This window comes from Candidatus Zixiibacteriota bacterium (assembly GCA_035380245.1).
In the GTDB taxonomy this organism is placed as follows: domain Bacteria; phylum Zixibacteria; class MSB-5A5; order GN15; family FEB-12; genus DAOSXA01.
In genome coordinates this window covers 473,263-494,941 of sequence record DAOSXA010000003.1, presented here as the reverse complement: position 1 = coordinate 494,941, position 21,679 = coordinate 473,263, and the positions used below count along the sequence as shown (strand labels likewise).

General features: G+C 53.2%; 21 protein-coding genes and 1 pseudogene. All 22 read right to left on the bottom strand.

Features of this window, described 5'->3' with window-relative positions; all coding sequences use genetic code 11:
- Positions 1-45 precede the first annotated feature (45 nt).
- A pseudogene (locus tag PLF13_12410) lies at positions 46-495 on the bottom strand (NADH-quinone oxidoreductase subunit B family protein).
- A complete protein-coding gene (locus PLF13_12405; GenBank protein ID HOP08082.1) occupies positions 486-842 on the bottom strand; it encodes an NADH-quinone oxidoreductase subunit A in 357 nt (118 codons plus the stop codon). Before PLF13_12405 ends, PLF13_12410 begins: the two are co-directional and overlap by 10 nt.
- 234 nt (positions 843-1,076) lie before the next feature.
- Positions 1,077-1,433 carry a hypothetical protein gene (locus tag PLF13_12400; GenBank protein ID HOP08081.1) on the bottom strand — a complete coding sequence of 119 codons (357 nt, stop codon included), beginning with the start codon at positions 1,431-1,433 and terminating at the stop codon, positions 1,077-1,079.
- Positions 1,434-1,489: 56 nt separating this feature from the next.
- Entirely contained in the window at positions 1,490-2,548 is a 1,059-nt protein-coding gene (locus PLF13_12395) for a histidinol-phosphatase (GenBank protein HOP08080.1), read from the bottom strand.
- Positions 2,532-3,866, bottom strand: coding sequence for an MFS transporter (locus tag PLF13_12390; GenBank protein ID HOP08079.1), 1,335 nt, complete (start codon positions 3,864-3,866; stop codon positions 2,532-2,534). Before PLF13_12390 ends, PLF13_12395 begins: the two co-directional genes overlap by 17 nt.
- Before the next feature lie 3 nt (positions 3,867-3,869).
- The gene (locus PLF13_12385) at positions 3,870-4,430 is read right to left on the bottom strand and encodes an HDIG domain-containing protein (protein HOP08078.1); all 561 of its coding nucleotides are present in this window, start codon (positions 4,428-4,430) and stop codon (positions 3,870-3,872) included.
- Positions 4,431-4,476: 46 nt separating this feature from the next.
- A complete protein-coding gene (locus PLF13_12380; protein HOP08077.1) occupies positions 4,477-6,504 on the bottom strand; it encodes a TonB-dependent receptor plug domain-containing protein in 2,028 nt (675 codons plus the stop codon).
- Positions 6,501-7,025, bottom strand: a complete 525-nt coding sequence (locus tag PLF13_12375) for a hypothetical protein (GenBank protein ID HOP08076.1) — start codon at positions 7,023-7,025, stop codon at positions 6,501-6,503. Before PLF13_12375 ends, PLF13_12380 begins: the two co-directional genes overlap by 4 nt.
- Complete coding sequence (locus PLF13_12370) at positions 7,022-9,112, bottom strand: hypothetical protein (protein ID HOP08075.1); 2,091 nt, start codon at positions 9,110-9,112, stop codon at positions 7,022-7,024. The genes PLF13_12375 and PLF13_12370 overlap by 4 nt, the downstream gene beginning before the upstream one ends.
- Positions 9,109-9,945 (bottom strand): hypothetical protein, encoded by an 837-nt coding sequence (locus tag PLF13_12365; protein ID HOP08074.1) that lies wholly within the window; start codon positions 9,943-9,945, stop codon positions 9,109-9,111. Before PLF13_12365 ends, PLF13_12370 begins: the two co-directional genes overlap by 4 nt.
- Complete coding sequence (gene ftcD / locus PLF13_12360; protein ID HOP08073.1) at positions 9,946-11,466, bottom strand: glutamate formimidoyltransferase; 1,521 nt, start codon at positions 11,464-11,466, stop codon at positions 9,946-9,948.
- An 83-nt stretch (positions 11,467-11,549) separates the two neighbouring features.
- Positions 11,550-12,509, bottom strand: coding sequence for a hypothetical protein (locus tag PLF13_12355; protein HOP08072.1), 960 nt, complete (start codon positions 12,507-12,509; stop codon positions 11,550-11,552).
- Between the two features lie 5 nt (positions 12,510-12,514).
- Positions 12,515-13,357 carry a DUF3108 domain-containing protein gene (locus tag PLF13_12350; GenBank protein ID HOP08071.1) on the bottom strand — a complete coding sequence of 281 codons (843 nt, stop codon included), beginning with the start codon at positions 13,355-13,357 and terminating at the stop codon, positions 12,515-12,517.
- Positions 13,354-13,842: a low molecular weight protein arginine phosphatase gene (locus tag PLF13_12345; GenBank protein HOP08070.1), complete on the bottom strand. Its 489-nt coding sequence runs from the start codon at positions 13,840-13,842 to the stop codon at positions 13,354-13,356. Before PLF13_12345 ends, PLF13_12350 begins: the two co-directional genes overlap by 4 nt.
- A complete protein-coding gene (locus PLF13_12340; protein HOP08069.1) occupies positions 13,839-14,480 on the bottom strand; it encodes an L-threonylcarbamoyladenylate synthase in 642 nt (213 codons plus the stop codon). The genes PLF13_12345 and PLF13_12340 overlap by 4 nt, the downstream gene beginning before the upstream one ends.
- Entirely contained in the window at positions 14,473-15,087 is a 615-nt protein-coding gene (locus tag PLF13_12335; protein HOP08068.1) for an SPOR domain-containing protein, read from the bottom strand. Before PLF13_12335 ends, PLF13_12340 begins: the two co-directional genes overlap by 8 nt.
- Positions 15,062-16,141: a sugar phosphate nucleotidyltransferase gene (locus PLF13_12330; GenBank protein HOP08067.1), complete on the bottom strand. Its 1,080-nt coding sequence runs from the start codon at positions 16,139-16,141 to the stop codon at positions 15,062-15,064. The genes PLF13_12335 and PLF13_12330 overlap by 26 nt, the downstream gene beginning before the upstream one ends.
- A 104-nt stretch (positions 16,142-16,245) precedes the next feature.
- The gene (locus PLF13_12325; protein ID HOP08066.1) at positions 16,246-17,184 is read right to left on the bottom strand and encodes a phosphate acyltransferase; all 939 of its coding nucleotides are present in this window, start codon (positions 17,182-17,184) and stop codon (positions 16,246-16,248) included.
- A gap of 1 nt (position 17,185) precedes the next feature.
- Entirely contained in the window at positions 17,186-18,148 is a 963-nt protein-coding gene (locus PLF13_12320) for a phosphate acyltransferase (GenBank protein ID HOP08065.1), read from the bottom strand.
- 4 nt (positions 18,149-18,152) lie between these two features.
- Entirely contained in the window at positions 18,153-19,220 is a 1,068-nt protein-coding gene (gene buk / locus PLF13_12315; protein ID HOP08064.1) for a butyrate kinase, read from the bottom strand.
- A gap of 7 nt (positions 19,221-19,227) precedes the next feature.
- Positions 19,228-19,830 carry an indolepyruvate oxidoreductase subunit beta gene (locus PLF13_12310; protein HOP08063.1) on the bottom strand — a complete coding sequence of 201 codons (603 nt, stop codon included), beginning with the start codon at positions 19,828-19,830 and terminating at the stop codon, positions 19,228-19,230.
- Between the two features lie 8 nt (positions 19,831-19,838).
- Positions 19,839-21,620, bottom strand: coding sequence for an indolepyruvate ferredoxin oxidoreductase subunit alpha (gene iorA, locus PLF13_12305; protein ID HOP08062.1), 1,782 nt, complete (start codon positions 21,618-21,620; stop codon positions 19,839-19,841).
- Between the last annotated feature and the right edge of the window lie 59 nt (positions 21,621-21,679).

Here is a 21,679-nt window from a genome sequence, read left to right as displayed (position 1 = left end):
CTTACGACCCCAGGACTCACGGTAATTTTTCATGGAGTCCTTATCGACTTTTTCGAACAGCTTCATAAAACCGTTCATGAGCTGCTCCGGTCGCGGCGGACATCCCGGCACATATATATCAACCGGGACAATGCGATCGACACCCTGTACCACAGCATAGTTATTGAATACCCCGCCACAGGAAGCGCATGCGCCCATCGCAATCACCCATTTGGGATTGGGCATTTGCTCATAAAGCGTCTTGATCACCGGAGCCATCTTAAGCGACACCCGACCGGCAACGATCATCAGATCGGCCTGGCGCGGTGACGGACGATACACCTCCATCCCGAATCTGGCCAGATCATAATGGGAGGCAGCCGTTGACATCATCTCGATAGCGCAACAGGCCAAACCGAAAGTTAGAGGCCACATGGAGCGCTTGTGCGCCCAGTTCACCATTTTATCCAGCGAGGTCAATAAGATCGAATCGGGGATTTTCTCTTCTATTCCCATTTGAGGGCTCCTCGTCCCAGAACGTAAAAGTAACCTACCAGGAGGATGATAATGAATACCAGCATTTCAACAAAACCGAAGATGCCGAGACGACGGGAGATCACCGCCCAGGGATATAAAAAGATGATTTCTATATCAAAAAGGATAAATAGAATGGCCACCAGGTAGAATTTAACCGGCACCGGATTCCGGGTGGTACCTACCGGCTCCACACCACATTCGTAAGGGTCATTCTTTTTACCTAGCCGGGTTCGCTTGCCCACGTACGAAGAGAGGAGCAAGAATGCCACAGCCATAACAACCCCGCAGAGCATCAGAAACAGAATGGGATAAATAGTATCAAACATGCGGTGTCATACACTCCACACTACGCAAATTATTTTGGTAACTGTAGCCATTCTGTTTTGCAATGTCAAGAATTTTTAAGAGCGTCATCTGGTCTTTTTGGTCGTGGCGATTATCTCATTCGGGCTGAAACCGTTCACTCAATAACCTGAAAGCCAATTGCTTACAAATTACTCCTATTTAACCAACAGCCCCGAGATTGCTACTTTTATCACAAATTGACAGCTAATGCGGCATCAGCCGGGAATGATTTCATAGGCGTGAAAACGCCCGTCTGAGCTTATTGCCGAGCGAGCGGTGTGACGATTAAAACCGCCATAAGCAGTGGAGTTTCCATAAAGTTTTATGGATGAATCGACCGGATCCAAATCAAGCCACCCTCCCCCGGCTACATGGACATCAGCGTCGAATATCCTAAGCAGATCGGGCTTGTGAACCCAGGTCGAGGCGACGTTTTTGATGTCACAATAGCGATCGACCAGGTTCGCATGATATGGGAATTCCGCCACCGGACCAACCACTAACCAGGGCTCGTTGTTATGCTCAATGATGACAAACTTACAAACTAGTTTTTCACCGCCGTTAATCCTCACCGGCGATTGATGCACCCGACTGAGAAACAGCAGATGCGTTATGATATCGGCCGGACTCAGGACTCCCCTCCGACTCTAATATGGTTAGAAAAAATCCAGCCGCGTCTTCCCTTCCAGGCTTCTACACGATATAAACCCGGTTCGGACAGTTCATATGTGATATGATCCGTTTTCTCACAAAAAATACTCTCACCGTTTCGGACCAGGTTCAACCGGGCCGCTTCGGGTGTTTTCACCTCAATCACGGTTTTTCCATCTTCGAGGTTCAGTTCACCGCCGCTGCCGACCTTGCGTCGTGAGTTTTCACACCAGAATTCGAAGTTCTCGGCATCGCCCCAACGAACGTTGGCGAAATAAAGCCGACATTCTCTTATGGCTGCATATAATTGGAGACGAGCCCGGTCAAGATCGCGACTTAATTCTTCCGGTAAAGCGATGTAGCAACGCAGGGAACGGAAATGGACTTTATACGGAAATATCTCAACGGTGAGTGGGCCGACTTTGATCGGAAAAGCGTGGGCATCCACCCCGGCGATGCCGACCACTTTGCGCGACCGGTTCAATTCGTCCCATTTACGAAGAATGCGATCGGTCGGACCGACCATCGACTTACGCGGGGAAAACGCCATGATAAGTTTGTTCGAGGGCGTGAGCTTCTCCATCCATTCGGACATCTGATTCCATAGTTCGATACCGTTGTATCCCCTGACAGACCAATCTTTCCAGGGATAAGCAGGATGCTCGACAATCGCCTCTCTTATTTCGTCGGGGTGAGCCAGAATACCGAGAGCCCCGTCGGCGGCTCCGGCCGCTACGTACTGTGCTGCGGTCATGTCTTTCGGATAAACCCGGGGAGAATCGAACAGCAGATAATGATGGCAGTCATCGAGATCGTTGTGTTCGTAACCGATCAGGACCAGGGTATCGCCGTAAAAGCCTTCTTTACCGGCCTCGCGATTGTTGAGATTCATGTGATCCGAAAAGAGCATGAATTCGAGGCCGGTTTCTCGACCAATCGCCACCACTTCTTCCAGAGATTTGGTGCCGTCGGACTCGGTCGTGTGAACGTGAATCACACCGGTATATTGACAGGAGCCGTCAGCCTTTTTTTGCATAATCCATATCTCCGGTTTCCGGGACTTTGCGGAAAATAAAGAGTCCGATCGCCATCATCACCACCAACGAAAGGACCGCCGCCCGATAAGGTAGCTGGTCGTATTGCTCAGGGCCAATCTTGAAAATCTCAACGACTTGCCCGCCGAGGAACCGGTTAGCATTGAAGAGGTACACCGATGCGGTCCAGATAAGCGGTCCCAGCACTGCTGCCGCACGTCCGGAGAGTGAGAAAAGACCGAAAAAACGACCCAGTTCATTCTCAGGCACCAGTTCGGCCAGCAAGGGTCGCGATACGGTCCATAGACCGCCAAGAAGGATGCCTATCAGCGAACCTAAAATCCAAATCATTGACTGACTCGCAGTGAAAACAAACAGCACCAGACCGGCTAGCCAGCCGGCCACGATCACGACCATCAGTTTCTTCAAACTTACGATTGTCGCCACCTTACCTATTATGAACGACCCGATCACGGCGGAGACGGTCGATACAACGAGAAACATGGTTATTAGTTCCTCATGAAAGCCAATCACCACTGAGGCATACAAACCCATATTTATGATAACGACAGCGACAGCATCCTCAATGAAATAATCCGCAATCAAAAAACGGAGTACCCCGGGATAGCGTCGGGTATCCCTCAGTGATTCCCATACCTCCTTATACGCCCGGATCAGCCCCGGTGTTGAGACCGTCCGGGATCGTTTTTCCTTCACCCAAAGAAACGTGGGAAGAGCAAACAGGAAAAAGAGCACCGCTGTAGGAATAAATGCCGCCGTCTTCCCTCCCGCTTCGAGCAGCGGCACATCCCAGGAAAAGAGTGAGCCGGTCACGAACGGCAACACCAGCAACATCCCGCCAACCGAACCTACATAACCCATAGCCACCCCAACTCCCGAGACGAACCGTGCCTGGCGTCCTTCGGCCACTGAATACAGCAGGGCGTTATAGAACGGTTGCCCCGCCTCATAAGAGAAGTTGGCCGTGATGAGCAACACGATCGTAACGGCAATTGCTCCCACGGGAACGAACGCTAAAAGACCGGTCGCGATACAACAGGTAAGTGTAAACAGAAACAGAAACGCTTTCTTCTTCCCGGCCTGGTCGGAAATCGCCCCGAGAGCCGGTAAAACCAACGCCGCAGCCAGCATTGATATCGAGTACGGGATATCGAAATGGCGGTCGCCGAATCCCAAATCTTCAACGATATGACGCTTCAGATAAAGCGAGATGATGTTCATGGAAAAAATAGTGTTGGCAAAGTCGTACAACGACCAGGCAATAACGTCGCGGCGCAGGATGCTCCGTTCGGTGTTCACGGCCTAAAGCCCCAGATCGGTTCGGATACGCAACATACCCTCTTGTACCAAAATCAGAAACTGCTCGAGAGTGAGTCCAAGATTGGAGCAGGCCGCCATATTCTCACGCGAGGCGCCCGCGGCGAAACGTTTCTCACCAAATCGACGAACCATGAAATCGATATCGATCGCATCGAGCTTCTTGTCGGGGTGCATCAAAGCGCAGGCAACGATAAAGCCTGAAGCGGGATCAACCGCATACAAAGCCCAATCCATGAGGTTATCACACGGGATATGGCCGGGATGAGCTTTGATCGCATGGAGCATTTCGGATGGAAGTCGACATTGACTCAACCATTCACAGGTCATGAACCCGTGACGATCCGGATCATCCTTGGTCTTTTCGTAGTCCAGATCATGGATGAGACCGGTTAATCCCCACATTTCAACATCCTGTTCCAGATGTTCCGCCAGGCGCCGCATACCGGCTTCTACCGCCAGGACATGCTTCAGCAGATTGCCGGTCCCTAATTGCTCGACCGTTTTACGATAGGCTTCATCGCGTGTTAAGGTCAACTGTTGCATAATTGAATTAAGCGCCCGCCCTGATACATGTCAAGCAGCCCCGAATCTAATCGAGGAAGTGCCAGGCAATACCGTAATAGAAAAACTGATCGGTGTTATGGAAATAGTCTCGTGTCCGGTAAGTCTGACTGGTAATGTTTTCGAAAACCGTAAAGAAACGAAACGGCCCCATCTCAAGCGTGAGTTTGCCGTTAATCAGCGGATAGTCACCCAATTCGAGATCCTCATAACCGTCGTAGGGACCGATATAAACCAACTCGGCATAACCGTAAAAGTCTACTTTGCGACTGTCCCAGGGCAGATGCAACTCCAGTCCGGCATACGACTGGAAATCAGGTGTATAATAAGTCGTATCCAGGTTTTCGTAGGAAATGGAGTGAACGGCAACACCCCCGGACAGGTTCATATACCGATTGAGTTGCAGTCTTTCGGAGACCGAAAAATCAACGAAGTCAACATCACCGTTTTCAGGGGTGAAAAGGTCATAGGTTATGTCTTCGTCGTTTGTCTCGTAGTTCCGCCAGTCGATCCCGTCGGTTATCCGTCCGCCGGTAACGGAAAGTCGCAACGCTGTCGTACGGCTGCCGTATTCGTAAACGGCGCTGCCGATCAACTGCTTTTCCGCTACCAGATCATCGTTTCCCGATTCGGCGTAGTTGATGGAAGAAGAGCCGAAAATCGAGAGTGTCCGGAAATGCAGAAAACGTTCGTACAGCGTAGGCGCTCGCTCAGCATAACCGGCCGACAACAACAAATAGGACCGATTGGTCTCACGAGTTACGATCAGAGCGCCGAGTGGTTGAAGATCAAACTCATCATCATAGCGCCCACCTCCCACCAGCGCCCAGGTGAGCCCGTGCGATAAATGCGCCAAAACAATCCGCAAATCAGCTTGAGATCGTTCGTAACGATGATACCAGTTATCGTATTCCAGACTGGTTCCGCCGATTCGAGCCTCGAAAAGGTTGTTCCCCATCACCTTGGTCGCTTCAAAATACCCCGCGTGACCGGTATAGCGACGGTTGGCCAGATAAATATCGTTCATGGATGCAAATTGACTGAGATACTTATATCCAAGCGCCAGACGAGCATCGCCGGCCTCGTTGTTTTTCTCGATTATCAGCTCCCCCCGACTCTCGCGGCTGAAACGGCGGTATGCTACACCATTTAACATCACATGAGGATAAAGAACACCATTGTCGCGATAAAGCTGACCTCGCGCCTGAGCCCCCCAGGTAAGACCGATGGGGAAATAGAAATCACCAACATAATTGTAAGAGTGATCGCCGACACCGTTATAGCCGTCACCGTCCCGGTATTCCACCGAGGCATGAGTCTGGCGACCGTCATGGAAATTGCGAGTGAATCGCCCTCGCACCCAGGACCATCCGAGATCCCCTTCTTCCCCCAGGATGGAACTGTGCGAAATACTGTCGGTCGGCTTCATCGGTTCGGTTACCAAAGCGGCAACCGACTGGTCCGCTCCGAACAGGATCCCCGCAGCCCCCGGAACGATGTACAGTGATTCGTCGAATGCCGTCGGTAAAGCGTTGACATCGACCAGGCCATCCGGTTCGATAACATGACCGAACGGCTGCATGGTCCAGCCGTCAATAACATAACTCATGCGCGGCCCGGAAAGCCCATACGGCTGTATGGTCTTTCGAGTCGGCGTGAATCTGGCGTCATTTACGAAAAACCCCGGATCGAACTTGAGATAATCACCGGCATCATGATAAAACGACCGCTTCCTTTGATCGGCAACATTCAAGCGGTTTGAAGCAAAATAAACAAGGAGACTGTCACGAGAGGAAAGCCTCGGTTTGCGACGGATCAACGTCTGCCTATAACGCTCCAGACGTTCCTCGAATGTTAGCGAGTCCGCCAATAATGAATCCGCTCCCGCGGCAAGCGAATCAGGCACGAGAGATGAATCCGAGACAAACGAAGAATCAGACGCCGGGATCACCACCGTTGAAGTTGTGTCTATAGCGACTTGAGCACTGTCGACCTCCTGTCCGAACACAGGTGAAGTCACCAGCAACAGCGATAACAATACAAGCAGATTTTTCATTGGCAACGTCTTTCCTTGAGATATAAAAGACGCGCCGCGGGAAAAAGCAAAGGGAAAATAACGGCGTTCGATGCCATGCCGATCAGTACCCAGGGTAGTCCACCGATAAACCGCGGCCAGAACGGCTGAAACAGATAAGCATCAACTACTGTGACCGGAAGATAGAACAACACCGTACACATCAGGCTATACAGCACCAGGATCAACGACCGACGCCACAAACCGTAAGATTGCCAGTCCGTCAGATCGAAGAAAGCCCCGATTACTCCCGAGGCGGCGGCGCCCGATACCTGAGCCAGCATAATCGGCGGCATGGCTGGACCGAAGGGATGAAACAAAGTCCATAACCCCATGCCGACAGCACCGACCAGCACACCGGGGACTAAGCCCCAGATCATACCGGCGACAAAAATTATAAAGAAGGCCGGATTGACATTGGGTAATAAGGTCGTACCCAAACCAAGCACATAGATTAATGCCGAGAAAACCGCAATGCGAGCAATGAGGCCGATCCGATTCATCGGATAACGGCCACCTTCGCGGTGCCCTCCGCGAGCATTTCGGTTAATCCTTCACGGGTGAACAGACGTGCATAAACCAAATAGATTCCCGAGGCGACTTCACGCCCGGCTTCGTTAGTCAGATCCCATTCGGTGTAATACAGCCCTCGGCGGGAATTGCGCTTAACGATGTCTCCGACGGTCGCCACTCTTTCCCCGGCCAGTGAGTAGATATCGACTATCAGCAAGGGATCGATACTGACATCGTAAACAGGATAGCTGGTTTCATCAGTCGGCATCTGGAACTTGAACGTAACTTTTGGTTCATCCATCTCACTGATCACACAAGGATTCGGAAAAGGAACCAGAACGGACGCCATGACATCGATGAGACTGGAGTCCACGCCAACCTTCTCAGGGATGTAGTACCCCATCAATTGCGAACGATAGTGGATATTGTCATAGAACTGCTTCTCCGATGAGGCCGGCGTCATGATGAACGTAAGTGAGGAATACTGCCTGGGATTTATCAAATCGAGACGGTTGACGGCATCATCGGGAACGAGAAAAGCATCGATCACCATCGAGTCGGGATCAATCTCAGACTGGTAGACGATATTCACTCCCCATCCCTCCGGAAGGGTAGGATTATCAGAATCACCGGGATCACCGTTCAGCAACCAGATAGTAAACAGTGAATCAATATGCACGATATCATAAGGATTATCGATAGTGTCGGTTACTTTGGTGGAATCACTACAGTTGGGGAACGAGCCGTCGTTACAGATCCAAAACGTCGTATCGTACCAGGTATTGTTGATATCGTCCAGCTTCAGATAATAGGCAGCATTGTGATCCGGCAAAGTATCGTTTTCGTTGCCGCGTAACAGCACCGGGAAAGCCCGATAGGTATGCAGGCAGGAATCGGGAATCGCAGGGTAAGCAGCACGCTCCGAATATCCGATATTATTCGGTGAATCCGCCCGGCTGCCGGTGAACCAGTTCCACAAAGCGAACTCGGCGAAAGTCTCGGCCCAGCCAACAGTACCGTTCGTGATCGAATCGACAACCATGGTGGCGGAAGTTAGAAACTGATCGCCCAAACCTAGTTCTTCACAGTGCTCCCAAATAGCCCGCACCACACCACGGTCGTATTTCTCGGTGAGAAATATCGGGAATACCACACTTGAGTACGGGTGCATATCAAGAATACTGGTAAACTGCTGTATCGATTGCTCGGGGTGATTAAAGAAGGTCGGTAGATAATAATAATAGTCATTGATATCGTCGTATATCTCCTCCTCCATCCAGACAGCCGACATCTCCATCCAGTACCGTTTCTCTGCGGTCGTACCGGACGCTTCTGAATAATCCATGGAGAATTGCACGGAATGGAAATACTCATGGGCCACGGTCGCTCGCATGGCATCGAGCGGTCGGTCTTCGTAACCGTAAAGGCCGGTGTAATCGTTACGAAGTTGCATGTAGGAAGTCGCCCATACGACACTGTCCGAGTCGAAATGGTGTACGATCAGAGAATCCGGATAAGTTTGACCATAGTAGAGATACGACATAGACAATAAATAGACATCAAATCGTTCATCTCCCCCGGCGGGATAGAAGTCATCACTTAGAGGAGCGGGAAATCCCAACGTATCGACTATGTAAGAATGTACATAATCGAGAGTCGCGGCAATCTCATCGATATAGTCAGGGATACTGTTGTGGTTGTTATCGACAGTCGGCTCGTAAATCGCATCATCTCCGGTAACGGCATAGTGAATCAGGAACTTGCCGCTGGGAGAACCATAGGTTTCGGGGAGCCCCGTAGGACGGGTGATTAGTTCGGCCCCAAGGCTTTTCATCAGCTCCGGATCGAACGACTTGTAATTGTCGACGAAGTTCGCAATAGCCGGCATGCCACACCAGTGATGCGGAGCTTCCTCATCGCGATCCGTTTCAGCTAACGCCAGTTCCGGGACGTGCTGACCGGTGGCCAACATGTAATCGATGATTATTTCTTTCTGTTGATCCTCAGAAAGTTCTTCCGCCGACACCAAAGCGGACAATGCCAGTAAGAAGGCTATGGTCACCAACAACTGCTTCAAGAGTTGCTCCTTTTTTGGGTAGCGGCTTTTTTAAGCCGTTCGAAATACTCGATACCAACCGGTTCGCTTCCAACCAGCCCACACCGACCTGACCGACCATGGAAGTCGGAGCCTCCGGTTATCAAAAGACCTTTCGCCGAAGCGACTTGTTTCAATCGATCTACCTCATGCTGCTTGTGATCCGGATGAAACGCTTCTATTCCGTCCAGTCCGGCCTCGATCAGATCGTCAAATTCGAATCCGAGCCCGCTGACGACAGGATGTGCTATCACCGCCAGACCGCCGGCTTCGTGGATTATATTAATTGCATCGGCCGGCGATATATTCTCTTTCGGGAAATAAGCCGGACCGTCGTTACCGATGTACTTACGGAAAGCCTCCTCAAAGGATCCGATAGCTCCACGGTCGAGAAGTGCCTGAGCTACATGAGGACGACCAATAGCTGCTCCGCCTGCCCGAGCTATAACATCATCCATGTTGATTTCGACACCCAGTTCATTCAACCTTTTGACCATCAAACCACCCCGGAGGTTCCTTTTTTCCTGGAATTTTGCGAGGCTCTCGGCCAGCATGGAACTGTCGGAATCGAAATAATAAGCCAGCATGTGCAAATCACGTCCTTCGGACGAACAGGACAACTCCAATCCGGGAACCAGTTCCGGGTCATTCTCGGTCATCAGCGCCAACACCGCCCGATAGCCGTCTACCGAATCATGATCGGTTACGGAGAAGGCACGCAATCTACAACCGCGCACCAACTCCAATAGTTCCTCAGGCGTGGATAAACCGTCCGAGAAGATCGTATGTAAATGAAGGTCGACCCGCTCTTTCATCTATAATCCGGCTTCAACCAACTCCTTAATTTGGACCGCCAGTTTGGAGGCATCGGCAGTCACCTGTTCGACTTCGGCCTTTAGCTTTTTCACGAAATCCTGGTCTTTTATTCCGCCTAAATTGATACGAACATTGTAACCGGCTCCTTCGACCGCCGCCATAGCCATTAGTCCCGCTACCCCGGCATCAGTGATGGAGTTGGTGTTGCCTTTTTCAGCCACCGATCGCGTCAGGGACAGCACTTCCCGAGCCTTCTTCATAACCGTAAGAGGGACTTCGGCCGCGTGCTTCGTGGCCTTTTCAACAGCCGCATCGCGTTCTTCACCGGTCGGCAGCTTGAACGCTTCCATAACCTTATTGAACGCTTCCTTGTCGGTGTCGATCAATTTGGTCAGCTCGGCCCGAAGCCGGTCGCCTATGTCTCGAATCTCCCCCATCTCGCCCTTGACCGCAGCATAGGCTTTCTTGCCCACCGTGAGACGACAAACCATTGAGGTCAAAGCAGCCGACAGTGCCCCGGCCGAAGCCGCGACGGAGCCACCGCCCGGAGCCGGTGATGAGGAAGCAACTTCTTCGTAAAAACTCTCCCCGGCGGCACTACCGCCGCCACCGACTCCGCCGGCCGCGGCCAGCTTGTTCTCCAGCACTTGCAGTGGAGTGAAATTTTCGAGGCGCAGGTAGAAATCCGCAACATCGAGCATGGCATCGGAAGGAACCAATCCCACGATCTCGGAGGAGGTAACGTTGACTCCGTACCGGGCCGCTTCCGACTTGATCGTCTCGAACACGCGGAAAATCGGTGTTTGGGGATAATTCACGAGGTTCATGGAAATTTGAACCTGATCGCGTTCCTTGATCTCAAACCCCAGTGCCTTGCAAAACCGATAACCGCCCTTCAAACTGCGGACAGCATCGGCGATCTTGTCGGCAATCCATTTTTTATTGGTACCCAGATAGACGTTGTAGGCAACCAGCGGGAAACGGACACCGATCGCGGTCGCACCGGCCTTGAGATTCATCTTGGCCGGACCATAATCAGGCTTTCGCGTCGGGTCGTTTTCGATAGCGTCAATCATTCCCTCATACTGCCCCTTGCGCACCTTAGCCAGATTTCTACGGCTTTTCTTGGTCGCGGCGTCTTCATACAGAAAAACCGGGATTTGCAACTCATCGCCGACACGCTTGCCCAGCTTGTTGGCCAGCTCGATAGCATCTTCGATCGACACTTCGGAGATCGGAATAAACGGGCAAACATCGCAAGCGCCCATGCGCGGATGTTCTCCCTTATGAACGGTCATATCGATCAACTCGGCCGCTTTCTGGTATCCTCGGAAAGCGGCATCGACCGCTTTCGACGGAGGGGCAACAAAAGTAACCACAGCACGGTTGTGGTCGTGGTCCATCTCCTTATCAAGCAACACCACACCGTCTTCGGCGGTGATGGCATCACAAATGGCATCAATCACCTCAGGACGACGTCCTTCGGAATAATTCGGGACACATTCAACAAGCTTCGGCATTATTCTCTCCAAATCGAAATGCCGACTCGCAGGGCGGAATCGGCATGTAGGGCTCTGGTTAAAAAGATCTATTCAAAAACAGACTATTTCTCCATTTCGCGGCGTAGTCCCCAGGCCAGGAGTGGGACCATTAACTCGTGATGGCCGACAAAGTTGTATCCCTTACCGGCATCATGAGTGGGGCGAGACACCACATTCATCATCGGGCGATAGTGCGCGATCATGTCGAAGTTGGCCGAGGTAAGCTGGCTTTCCCCGGGATTGAGATTGCGCGCCACCGTGAGTGCTTTTAAAAACACCTCGGGTAATATAACGGCTGAGCCGAGATTTGCAATCACTCCGCCGCGATCTATTTCGGCGCAGATACTGCACAGGATTCTGAAATCGCGGTGCGATCCGGCTCCGACTTTGGCTCCGTCGAACTCCGGATGCTGAGCCACAATGTCCGTTCCAATCCCGGCATGAATGGTGGCGGGGATATCTAACTCCGATGCCGACGCAAACAGCGAGTACCCCATATAGGGGGCCTCACGCTCCCTTATCAGCATACCAGCGGCAGCCCCCAGACCGATTCGGAGTTCCTCGGCGATGTCACAAACCCGGGCGAATAACTGGGCGGTATCACGAACCATTCCAAAAGAACCATCCGCCAGACCGGCCAGAACGTCCTCGGAAGTGGCTCCGAAAAAGGCGACTTCCAAATCATGTATCAATCCGGCCGAGTTGAACGACAAACTGGTTATAATGCCACGTCTAAGGAGATCGATCACGATCGGCGAAAGACCTACCTTGATGACATGCGCTCCCATCATTACATGGAACGGCTTGCCGGCTCGCCGGGCTATGCCGACAGCTTTAATGAAATTGCGGAGATCGTTGGCCTTGAGATATTGCGGCAGACAGTCAAAGAAATCGGCGCCGTTAAGATGTTCTAAAGGGCAACCGAAAGAATCAACCACCGCTTTGCTGGCTCGCTCCGCGTGCGGATAGCGTTTGACTCCGGTGAGATCAGCCGGTTCGTATGTCTTATCTTTATTCCTCATATCCGTCAGAAAGATACCAGTTCACCTATCGTGTAATCCGTTAACTCGGCTGATATCGATCCGACCAGCACTTTTGACTTCATCAACACCGGCATGCGAAGACGGTCGTCTGTCAACCAGACTTTGAGCCGACCTTCGTGCTTGAACACTCCCACCGACTGAGTTAACGGCTCAACCACGATGCAATCAAACGTGCCGGCTTTAACCTCCACCCGTTCTTTTTTGAGAACTTTGACTTCCAGCGGATATTGTTTGCCGTCGGTGAAGTTGTCAACGTAGAGCGACTTCCCCACTTCAAGATTCTGGGTGCGAACGTAATAGAGCACCGAAAGCGCATCTTGAACAACGGTAGGTACGGGGATCGTGTCGTTATCGTAATAAGCGAGATTATTCTCCTGGTCGAAAGAGTACATGCGGTCGGCGGTATAAGAACCTTCGCGAAGATTTTTCTCGAATCGCCAGCTATAAAGACCGGTGGCGTCAAGGATCGACTCCACCCGATCTTCGACCTTGTAGAAAGTCGAGAAGAAATCGTTCGATTCGGCATGCGTAACGATCTGATAGCATGGTCGACCCTCATATTCGATCAGGCGAGGAACTTCCATATCGGCGGTGCCGGCATTGATGAAACCATAATTAATATCGAAAGTCAGCTTCTCCCCGACGCCAAAGGCCACATTCTCGATGAACCGTTCCCAGGCCTTGGTGTCGACAGTGGAATCGATATCATCAGCCGAAGCGGCTCCGGCAATTTGCACCTCCACCGTTACAAAATAAAACAACGGCACTAGTCCTATGCCGACTAACGCTACCAGGACGAAGCGTTGCAATCTATCCTTGAAACTCATTCTATCTTCTCGTCGATTCTTCTTACAAATTCATCGAGCTGTTGGCCCAAATGTTCGCCGATTTCTATAAACGTCTGATTATAAACATCGAGTGACCGACCGATCGGGTCTTCGACCTCTTCACCTTCCGGGGAAGAACCCGGAAAGTTCTTGAATAAAAAGGTCTTGTCCCTGGAGTCGGGCTGCATTTTCAGTATTTGTTTCACATGCGATTCGGTCATTCCGAGGATCAGATCAGCTTTGTCTATTAACTGCCGTGTGAGCGGTTGGGACTGATGCTTTGAAAGATCGGCATCCCATATCCGAGCCGCTTCGATCGCATAAATAGTCGCCGGAAAATGCGAGGCGGCATGAGTACCGGAAGAAATCACCTCGAATTTGTCCGGTCGTTCTTTATCTAAAAGCACTCGCAAGGCTCCCTCAGCCATAGGTGAACGGCAGGTATTTCCGGTACATACGAACATAATAACGTATTTATCGCTCATTGAAGAGACCTCCCAAGCGCCGTCTCTATTTCCGAGACAGCGATAATCCCTTCGCGAATCATTTTAACCTCGTCATTAAGACAACGCACCACCGTAGACGGTTTACGCGCCAGTACACCGCCGTTCAAATAAAGCGCTACCGCATCGCCGAACATCTCACCGGCCTCAACCACTGTGGCCGGGACTTCCTTTCCGGACAGGTTAGCCGAAGTTGCTACAATCGGCACCCCGACTTCCCGACACAACGCCTGTATCAACGGAGACGAAGACACCCTGAAACCAGCCAGACCTGATTGAGCGAAGAGTGCTTCCGCCTGTGGTTGTGCTTTAAGAACCAGCGTCAACGGTCCGGGAAGAAAACGATCACCCAGAATTTGTGCCGGCGGAGTCAATACCCCCCATCTCGCAACCGAGGCCATATCCGGTACGAACACCGACAACGGCATATTCCGATCACGCTGTTTGACCCGGTACACCCGGTCAAGCGCCGGCTGACTGTCGGCCCGGGCCAACAAACCGTATTGAGTTTCAGTCGGAGCCACCACCAGGTCACCGGTCAACAGACAAGAAACGGCACGATCCAAAGTCTCTGATCTTAATTCGTGCGGGAAGACACCTATGATCGTCGGTTCATTCATTCTCGTAAGGTCCGTAACCCTCCGCCAGCGAATCATCGGCAGGAACCGGGAGACTGTCGTAAAGTCCCGGCAGGCGGTTGATATCTATATTAACGACCACAACCCAGGCATTATCATAGCCAACGGCTTTAGCCTTGAGTTGATACTCTTCTGCTTCATCACGGTCGGCAAAACCTCCGACACGCAGTTTGAAATAAGGTACTTCATAATCGATGTAAACCGGGCGGTCGAAAATCTCCTCGGCGATATGGCGTGCCGTCTGCGCCTCACCGAACAGCTTCGTAGTTAATAACTGAATGCGAAACACCTGATTGTTGAGGCTGTCCGTTTGATTCGGCAAACCGACGATTGTCGTGTCGACCGGTTGATCGGCATCAGGTTGCGGTATCCCGGACGGCGCTTGTCCAATTACCCCGCGGTTTGGTTGACGAGCGGGGATGTTCTGGGTGTCGTCGGTCAGTTCCAACGGATCAAAACGCAGGTTTTCAGGTGCGCCCGCGGATTGACCGGTATCACCTTTTTCCTCGCCCGGTCCCGAGCCGCCGCCGACACAACCGACCATAAGCAACATTAATGTCAGGCTACAGATATTTCTTATAATTTTCATTCTCCGCCAACTTCACCAATAACTGCTTAATACTCTGAGCCTTCGATTTGTGCACAACCAGGGTAATCTCCCCTGAACGCACTATGACCAGATCGGACACACCGACACATGCAACCAGACCTTCGGCATCGTTATAAACGGTCGTCTCGAAAGATTCCAATGTCACCGCTTCGCCGATCATGACGTTGTTGTCGCTGTCCTGTTCTCGGTTTCGCTGCAGGGAGTTCCAGTCGCCGACATCATCCCAGACAATATCCGCCTTGATCGTCAGCACATTTTCAGCTTTCTCCATGATCGCGAAATCGACTGAAATCGAGTTGATCCGTTCGTACAACTCGGTGCGTGCCGACATTTCTCGTTCGGTTCCGATATACTGCTTATACTCCTCGAAGAGATGCGCCATCTCCGGTTGGTATTTTTCTATAGCGCGCATAAACGCCGCCGCCGACCAGATAAACATGCCGCTGTTCCAGAGATAATGCCCTGAAAAATAATACTCCTTGGCCACTGCCAGACGCGGCTTTTCGGTAAACGCCGAGACATGATAAATATGATGACGACCCTTGTAATCGAACTCATTCCCGAGTTTGATGTACCCATAGCCGGTTTCGGCCCGAGTCGGTACGATCCCCATTGTGATCAGGTAATCCTCGGCCGCCGTCAAAGCCGTTCCTTCACGCAGGATATCGATCAAACGATCAGCCGGTTTGATCAGATGATCCGCAGCCAGCACGATCAGGTTGGCCTCAGGATCCTCTTTCAGCAGATGCACAGCCGCCAGCCCTACAGCGGCACAGGTATTGCGCCCGAAAGGCTCCGCGAGAATGTTTTTATGATCGATCCCTTCAATCGCATCATAGATGAGGTTTTCCATCGACCGTGACGTCACGATACGGATATTCTCAATCGGCACCAGAGGAGTGATGCGATCAATCGTTTCTTCGAGCAGCATTTTGTCCGAGAGTAATCGGAGAAACTGCTTCGGTTTTTCTATTCGTGAGAGCGGCCAAAAACGTTCACCGCGCCCACCCGCCATAATCACACTATAGAGCACGCTTATGTCCCTGTTATTCAAAAACGTGTAATCGGCTGATAATACCAGAGTTAACAAGACCAGTCAAGCATTGAGTTGACCGCCCGCTCCCATCCGGCAAGAAATCAGGCAACAGCCGCTAAAACGGCCAGTACGATAGAGTTAAAGCGACTCGCTACCGTATCCCAGCGGTTAGCCAGCGCCACGGGAACTTTGCCGCCCACCAGCAATCCGCCGGTAGCCGCATTTCCATACAGCGCCATAACCTTGTATACCCCGTTGGCGGTCTCGACCGTCGGCGCTATCATACCATCCGCCTGCCCGGCGACCTCGGATTTAGCGATCCCTTTCGCGGCCGCCGCCACCGGATCGACAGCACAATCGAACGACAGCGGGCCATCCACGAAACCACCCTTGATCTGGCCTCGCTCGGACATTTTGGCCAAAGCAGCCGCTTCGACCGTCGCCCTCATTCCGGGGTATATAGCCTCAACGGCACAAATCGCCGCAAGGCGCGGCTGGTCGATCCCGATCGCATGACAAAACGAAATCAGATTTCCCGCCAGCGCCACTTTCCACGCCAGGTCCGGTTCCGGCGTTACACCCGAGTCGGTCATAAGCAACAGCTTGGGATAGGCTTCCGGCTTGATCACGGAGATATGCGAAACCTTGCGCCCCTTGACCCGGAATCCGGCATCCTTACTCAACATCAACTGCAGAAACTCGATCGTATCGCCGCGTCCCTTGATGATCAGGTCAAGGTCGCCTTTGGCCGCCATCTGGGCCGCCGTAACGAACGCCTGATCCGGTTGATTGATATCGATCACCGGAACATCGAGTGAGACTTCGGCCTCACGGCATTTGTCATGATACAGCTTCTCGTCGCCGACAACGGTCAGATCGATTATCCCCTGCTCCACCGCTTGTGCTGCGGCTCGCAGCCAGGGAACCGCCGAGGGGACCACCAGCGCCGCTCGCGGCTTCTTTTCGGCGGTTCGAGCTTTGGCGCGGTCCAGTAGTTCTTCGAAATTACTCACATCCGGAATAATGCGCGTGTCGTTCATGTCAATTCTCCCCCTTGCCGAACACATCATTGAGAGCGTAGTAATCGGCCAGCAGACAGGCCAAAGCCAGCGATGATTTCTTGTTCTTGACCGTATCGGTGCGCGACACCAGCGAGACCGGCACACGGGCGCCGACAATCACACCGGAGAAAATCGCCTTGGGGAATTGGAAAAGCGATTTGCAGATGATGTTGCATTCCTCGATCGAATCGACGACGAACACATCGGCGTCTCCCGCCACCGGGTCGGTCACTCCGTAAGCCTTGGCCGCCTCGGGCGACATGGCAATATCGACCGGCATCGGACCGGCAATCAGGACATCGTTCAACCGTTTGCGGGCTTCGGGAATAACATAATCGACATCCGTCATGGTGTGTGGAATCGTCTTGGTGGCTTTCTTGACCGTAGCCGACACTGCTACCTTCACCGGCGACAATCCCAGCGCCTGCGCCACCAGAACGGCATTCTCGATAATTTGATACTTGGTCGCAGGATCGGGCCGAACCACCATACCGCCGTCGGTGAAATTCAGCAGCTTGTGACGCCCCGGAATATCCAACACCGCGCAATGACTCAGGGTGTTGTCGCCCCGCAGACCGTAACGTTTATCCAGCACGGCTTTCAGCAGCGCCGAAGTCGGCAGAAAGCCCTTCATGATCGCATCGGCGTTTCCGGCGGACGCCAGCGCCACCGCTTTATGCGCCGCCGTGGGAACATCCGGTTCGTTGACCAGTTCCAGACGGCCGATATCGATTCCGTGCTCATTGGCCAGCGCTTTAATCTTCTCGCCGTCGCCCACCAGAGTGGCATCCAGAAATCCATCGGCCTGGGCCTGCGCAACCGCTCCGATCACATCGGCATCCTGCGCCGCCGCCACGGCCACTCGCTTTTTACGGCCTTCGTTCGCTATCGCAATCGCCCGCGCGATGATTTCATCGGCGGACTGTATCGGTTTATCCGTCATTGGCTCAATACTCCTTGAGCTGTTCTTCGCCGCGCAGGAAGCGCATTCCCGCCGCCGCCAGCGCTTCCATCTCGAATTCGCCCGGAACGACAATCACCTTCCCCAGGAAACCGCAGTATTTTTGAATCTCGTCAACCAGCCGCCGGGAATTGGCCATACCGCCGGTCATCACGATCGCCTCGAACTTTCCGGCCAGCGCCACCGCCGCCTGACCGATCTCCTTGGCGATCTGGTAAGCCATCGCGTTGAAATAAAGCAGGGCCTTTTCATCCCCGGCCTCGATCATCTTCTCTACCTCGCGCAGATCCGAACTACCGACATAGGCCGTCAGTCCCGATTCCCGGGACAGTTTGGCCATTAGCTGTTTTTCGTCGTACTTGCCCGAGAAACAGAGCTTGACCAGCCCGCCTATCGGCAACGCTCCGGCCCGGTCCGGTGAAAACGGCCCCATACCGTGGAGGGCATCATTGACATCGATAACCTTCCCTCTCTGCAGCGCCGCCACCGATATGCCGCCTCCCATGTGTACGGCCACGAAATTGACCTCGGTCAGTTTTTTCCCGAGTTTCTCCGCCTCGCGGCGACAAACCTCTTTGATATTGAGAGCATGCACCCGGCACTTGCGTTCGATTTCCGGTACCCCCGAAATGCGGGCCACCTCGATGAAATTGTCCACGGTAACGGGATCGGCAATCATGCTGGGAATGCCGTAACGACGACCGAGATGTTCGGCAATGATCGATCCGAGGTTCGAGGCATGGTTGGACCACCGCATCGTTCGCAGATCGTCGAGAAGCAGGTCGGTAATTTTATACGTGCCGCCTTCGAGCGGTCGTAACGGAGCGCCGCGTCCGATTACCGCCTTCGGTTGTCCCTTCGGCAGATCGAGCGAGTCGATCCAGGCATCGATCGCCTGCATGCGAAAATCGAATTGGTCGGTAACATTGTCGAACCGGCTTAGTTCGGCTCCGTCGTGCCGGATAGTCTGTTCGGCGACGAGCACGTCGCCGTCGAACAGAGCCATCTTGGTCGAAGTGGAACCGGGATTGATTATAATCAGTCCGTTTTCCATGATGCTATCAGACGGGGGTGTCTTCCAGCTTCAGGGCGCGACCGCGATCAAAAGCCTGAAGGTTGATATCCACGAACTTCGGCTTGACCTTGGTCTTGATCGTCTCCTGCCAGAGCGACAAATCGAACGGCAAATGGTTCGACAGCACCCCTAACAGGATCGTATTCACGAGACGCGGATTACCCAGTTCATGAGCAATCCGGTCCGCATCGACCGCGATCACATTGGCCGCCTTCTTGCGCATCGTCGCGACCGGATCGTCGGGATAGGAGAACTGCTTCGAGGACGTCACGATAGCCGGCACGATGCGACTGGTCGAGACGATCGCCACGCCGTCCTTCTTCATCCAGTCCAGCGCCCGGAGGCCTTCAGCCGCCTCGAACGCCATCACCACGTCGACTTGACCGTATTCGATAGTCGGGGAATAAACTTTCGGTCCGATCTTGACGTGCGTGGAGACCACTCCCCCGCGCTGTGACATACCGTGGACTTCGGATTTCTTGACATCGAATCCGTGCATCATCGCCGCTTCCGATATCAACTCCGAGGCCAGAAGAACTCCCTGGCCGCCGACGCCCACTATCAGAATGTTGTAGTTTTTATTTTCCATCGCTTCACCTACGCTTTCACGGTCTTGGACTTGAGGTGAATCGCCTCCACCGGACAGATCTGCGCACACAGGGTGCAGCCGGTGCAGAGAGTTTCGTCGATCAAGGCTTTGGGATTGCCGTGCTCATTGGTCTCCTCGGCCGCCGCGATAGCCGGGCAGGAGATCCGGAAACAGGCCGAACAACCGTTGCAGGTATCGAGATCGACGACATAAGGCTCATTCATGATCCGTTTCGGCATCAGGACACAGGGACGGTTGGTAATGATTACCGAGGGCTCCGCTTTGGCCATTTCGTCCTGAACCGTCTTGAGGCAGGCTTCGTAGTTGTAAGGATCGACGCCCACCACCGATTTCACGCCCAGCGCCTCACACAGCTTGAACAGATCGACCTTACCGGCCGGATCGCCCATCAGGGTATGGCCGGTTGCGGGATGTTCCTGCCCGCCGGTCATGGCCGTGATGCTGTTGTCCAGAATGATCACGGTGACATTGCTCTGGTTGTAGACGGCGTCCATGAGACCGGTCACGCCGGAATGCAGGAAAGTGGAGTCACCGATCACGGCCACGGTCCCTTTCCTGGAGCCGTCGACCCGAGTCATACCGATAGCGTTGCCGATCGAGGCCCCCATGCAGATGCAGCTATCGAGCGCATTGAGCGGCTGCAGCACCCCTAAGGTATAGCAACCGATATCGCCGTTCACCGCCACCTTGAGCTTTTTCAGAGCCATGAACATGCCCCGATGCGGACAGCCGGGACAAAGCACCGGCGGCCGTGGGAACATATTTTCTTCGGGCGGGATCGCCGCCGCGACCGTTTCGTCGATCACTCCCGCCTCGTGCAGCGCTTTCGCTACGCGATGCGGCGAAAGTTCCCCGCGCGGACCGGTGAACTTTTTCCCTTCGACCGGGAACCCGGCCGCGCGAATTTGTTCTTCGTAGAAAGGCTCCAACTCTTCGATCACGAGCACCTTGTCGTGCGCCTTGATAAACGCCTCGATTTTCTTCATCGGCAGCGGATAGCTGAAACCGAGCTTGAGATAATCGAGATCGGGAGCCACTTCCTTGCAGTATTGATAAGAAATTCCGCCGGTTATGATACCGACTTTGGAACCGTTGTTCTCGACCGTGTTCCACGGACAGGTTTCCGTATACTCGCGCAGCTTTTCGAGCCGTTCGAGCACCGCCACATGGCGGCCGCGAGCGTTGGCCGGGACCATAACGTATTTTGATGGATTCTTCTCGAACTGCACCTGCTCCGGGACCTTGCGGTCACCCATTTCGACAACTCCCTTGGAATGGGAGATACGGGTCGTTACCCGGAACAGCACCGGCGTGTCGTATTCTTCGGAAATCTCGTACGCCTTTTTGACCATCTCTTTCGCTTCGGCCGAGTCCGAGGGCTCGAACATCGGGACCTTGGCGAACTTGGCGTAATAGCGATTGTCCTGTTCGTTCTGGGAGGAGTGCATTTCGGGGTCGTCGGCCGAAACGAGCACGAACCCGCCGTTGACTCCGGTATAGGCATGGGTCATGAACGGGTCGGCCGCTACGTTGACACCCACGTGTTTCATCGTCACGAGGGCGCGCGCGCCGCCGAGCGAGGCACCGATGCCTACCTCGTAAGCGACCTTCTCGTTCGGTGACCATTGGGCATAGATATCCCGGTAGCGACGGGCGATAGTCTCGAGGATTTCGGTCGAGGGGGTTCCGGGGTAGGCCGCGGCTAAACGCACACCGGCTTCCCAGACACCGCGAGCGATCGCCTCGTTTCCGGAAAGGAGTTCTTTCATAAGTTATCTCGCTTTATAGTACAATACTCATATCCACTCAAAGGCTGCCGGAGCGGTTC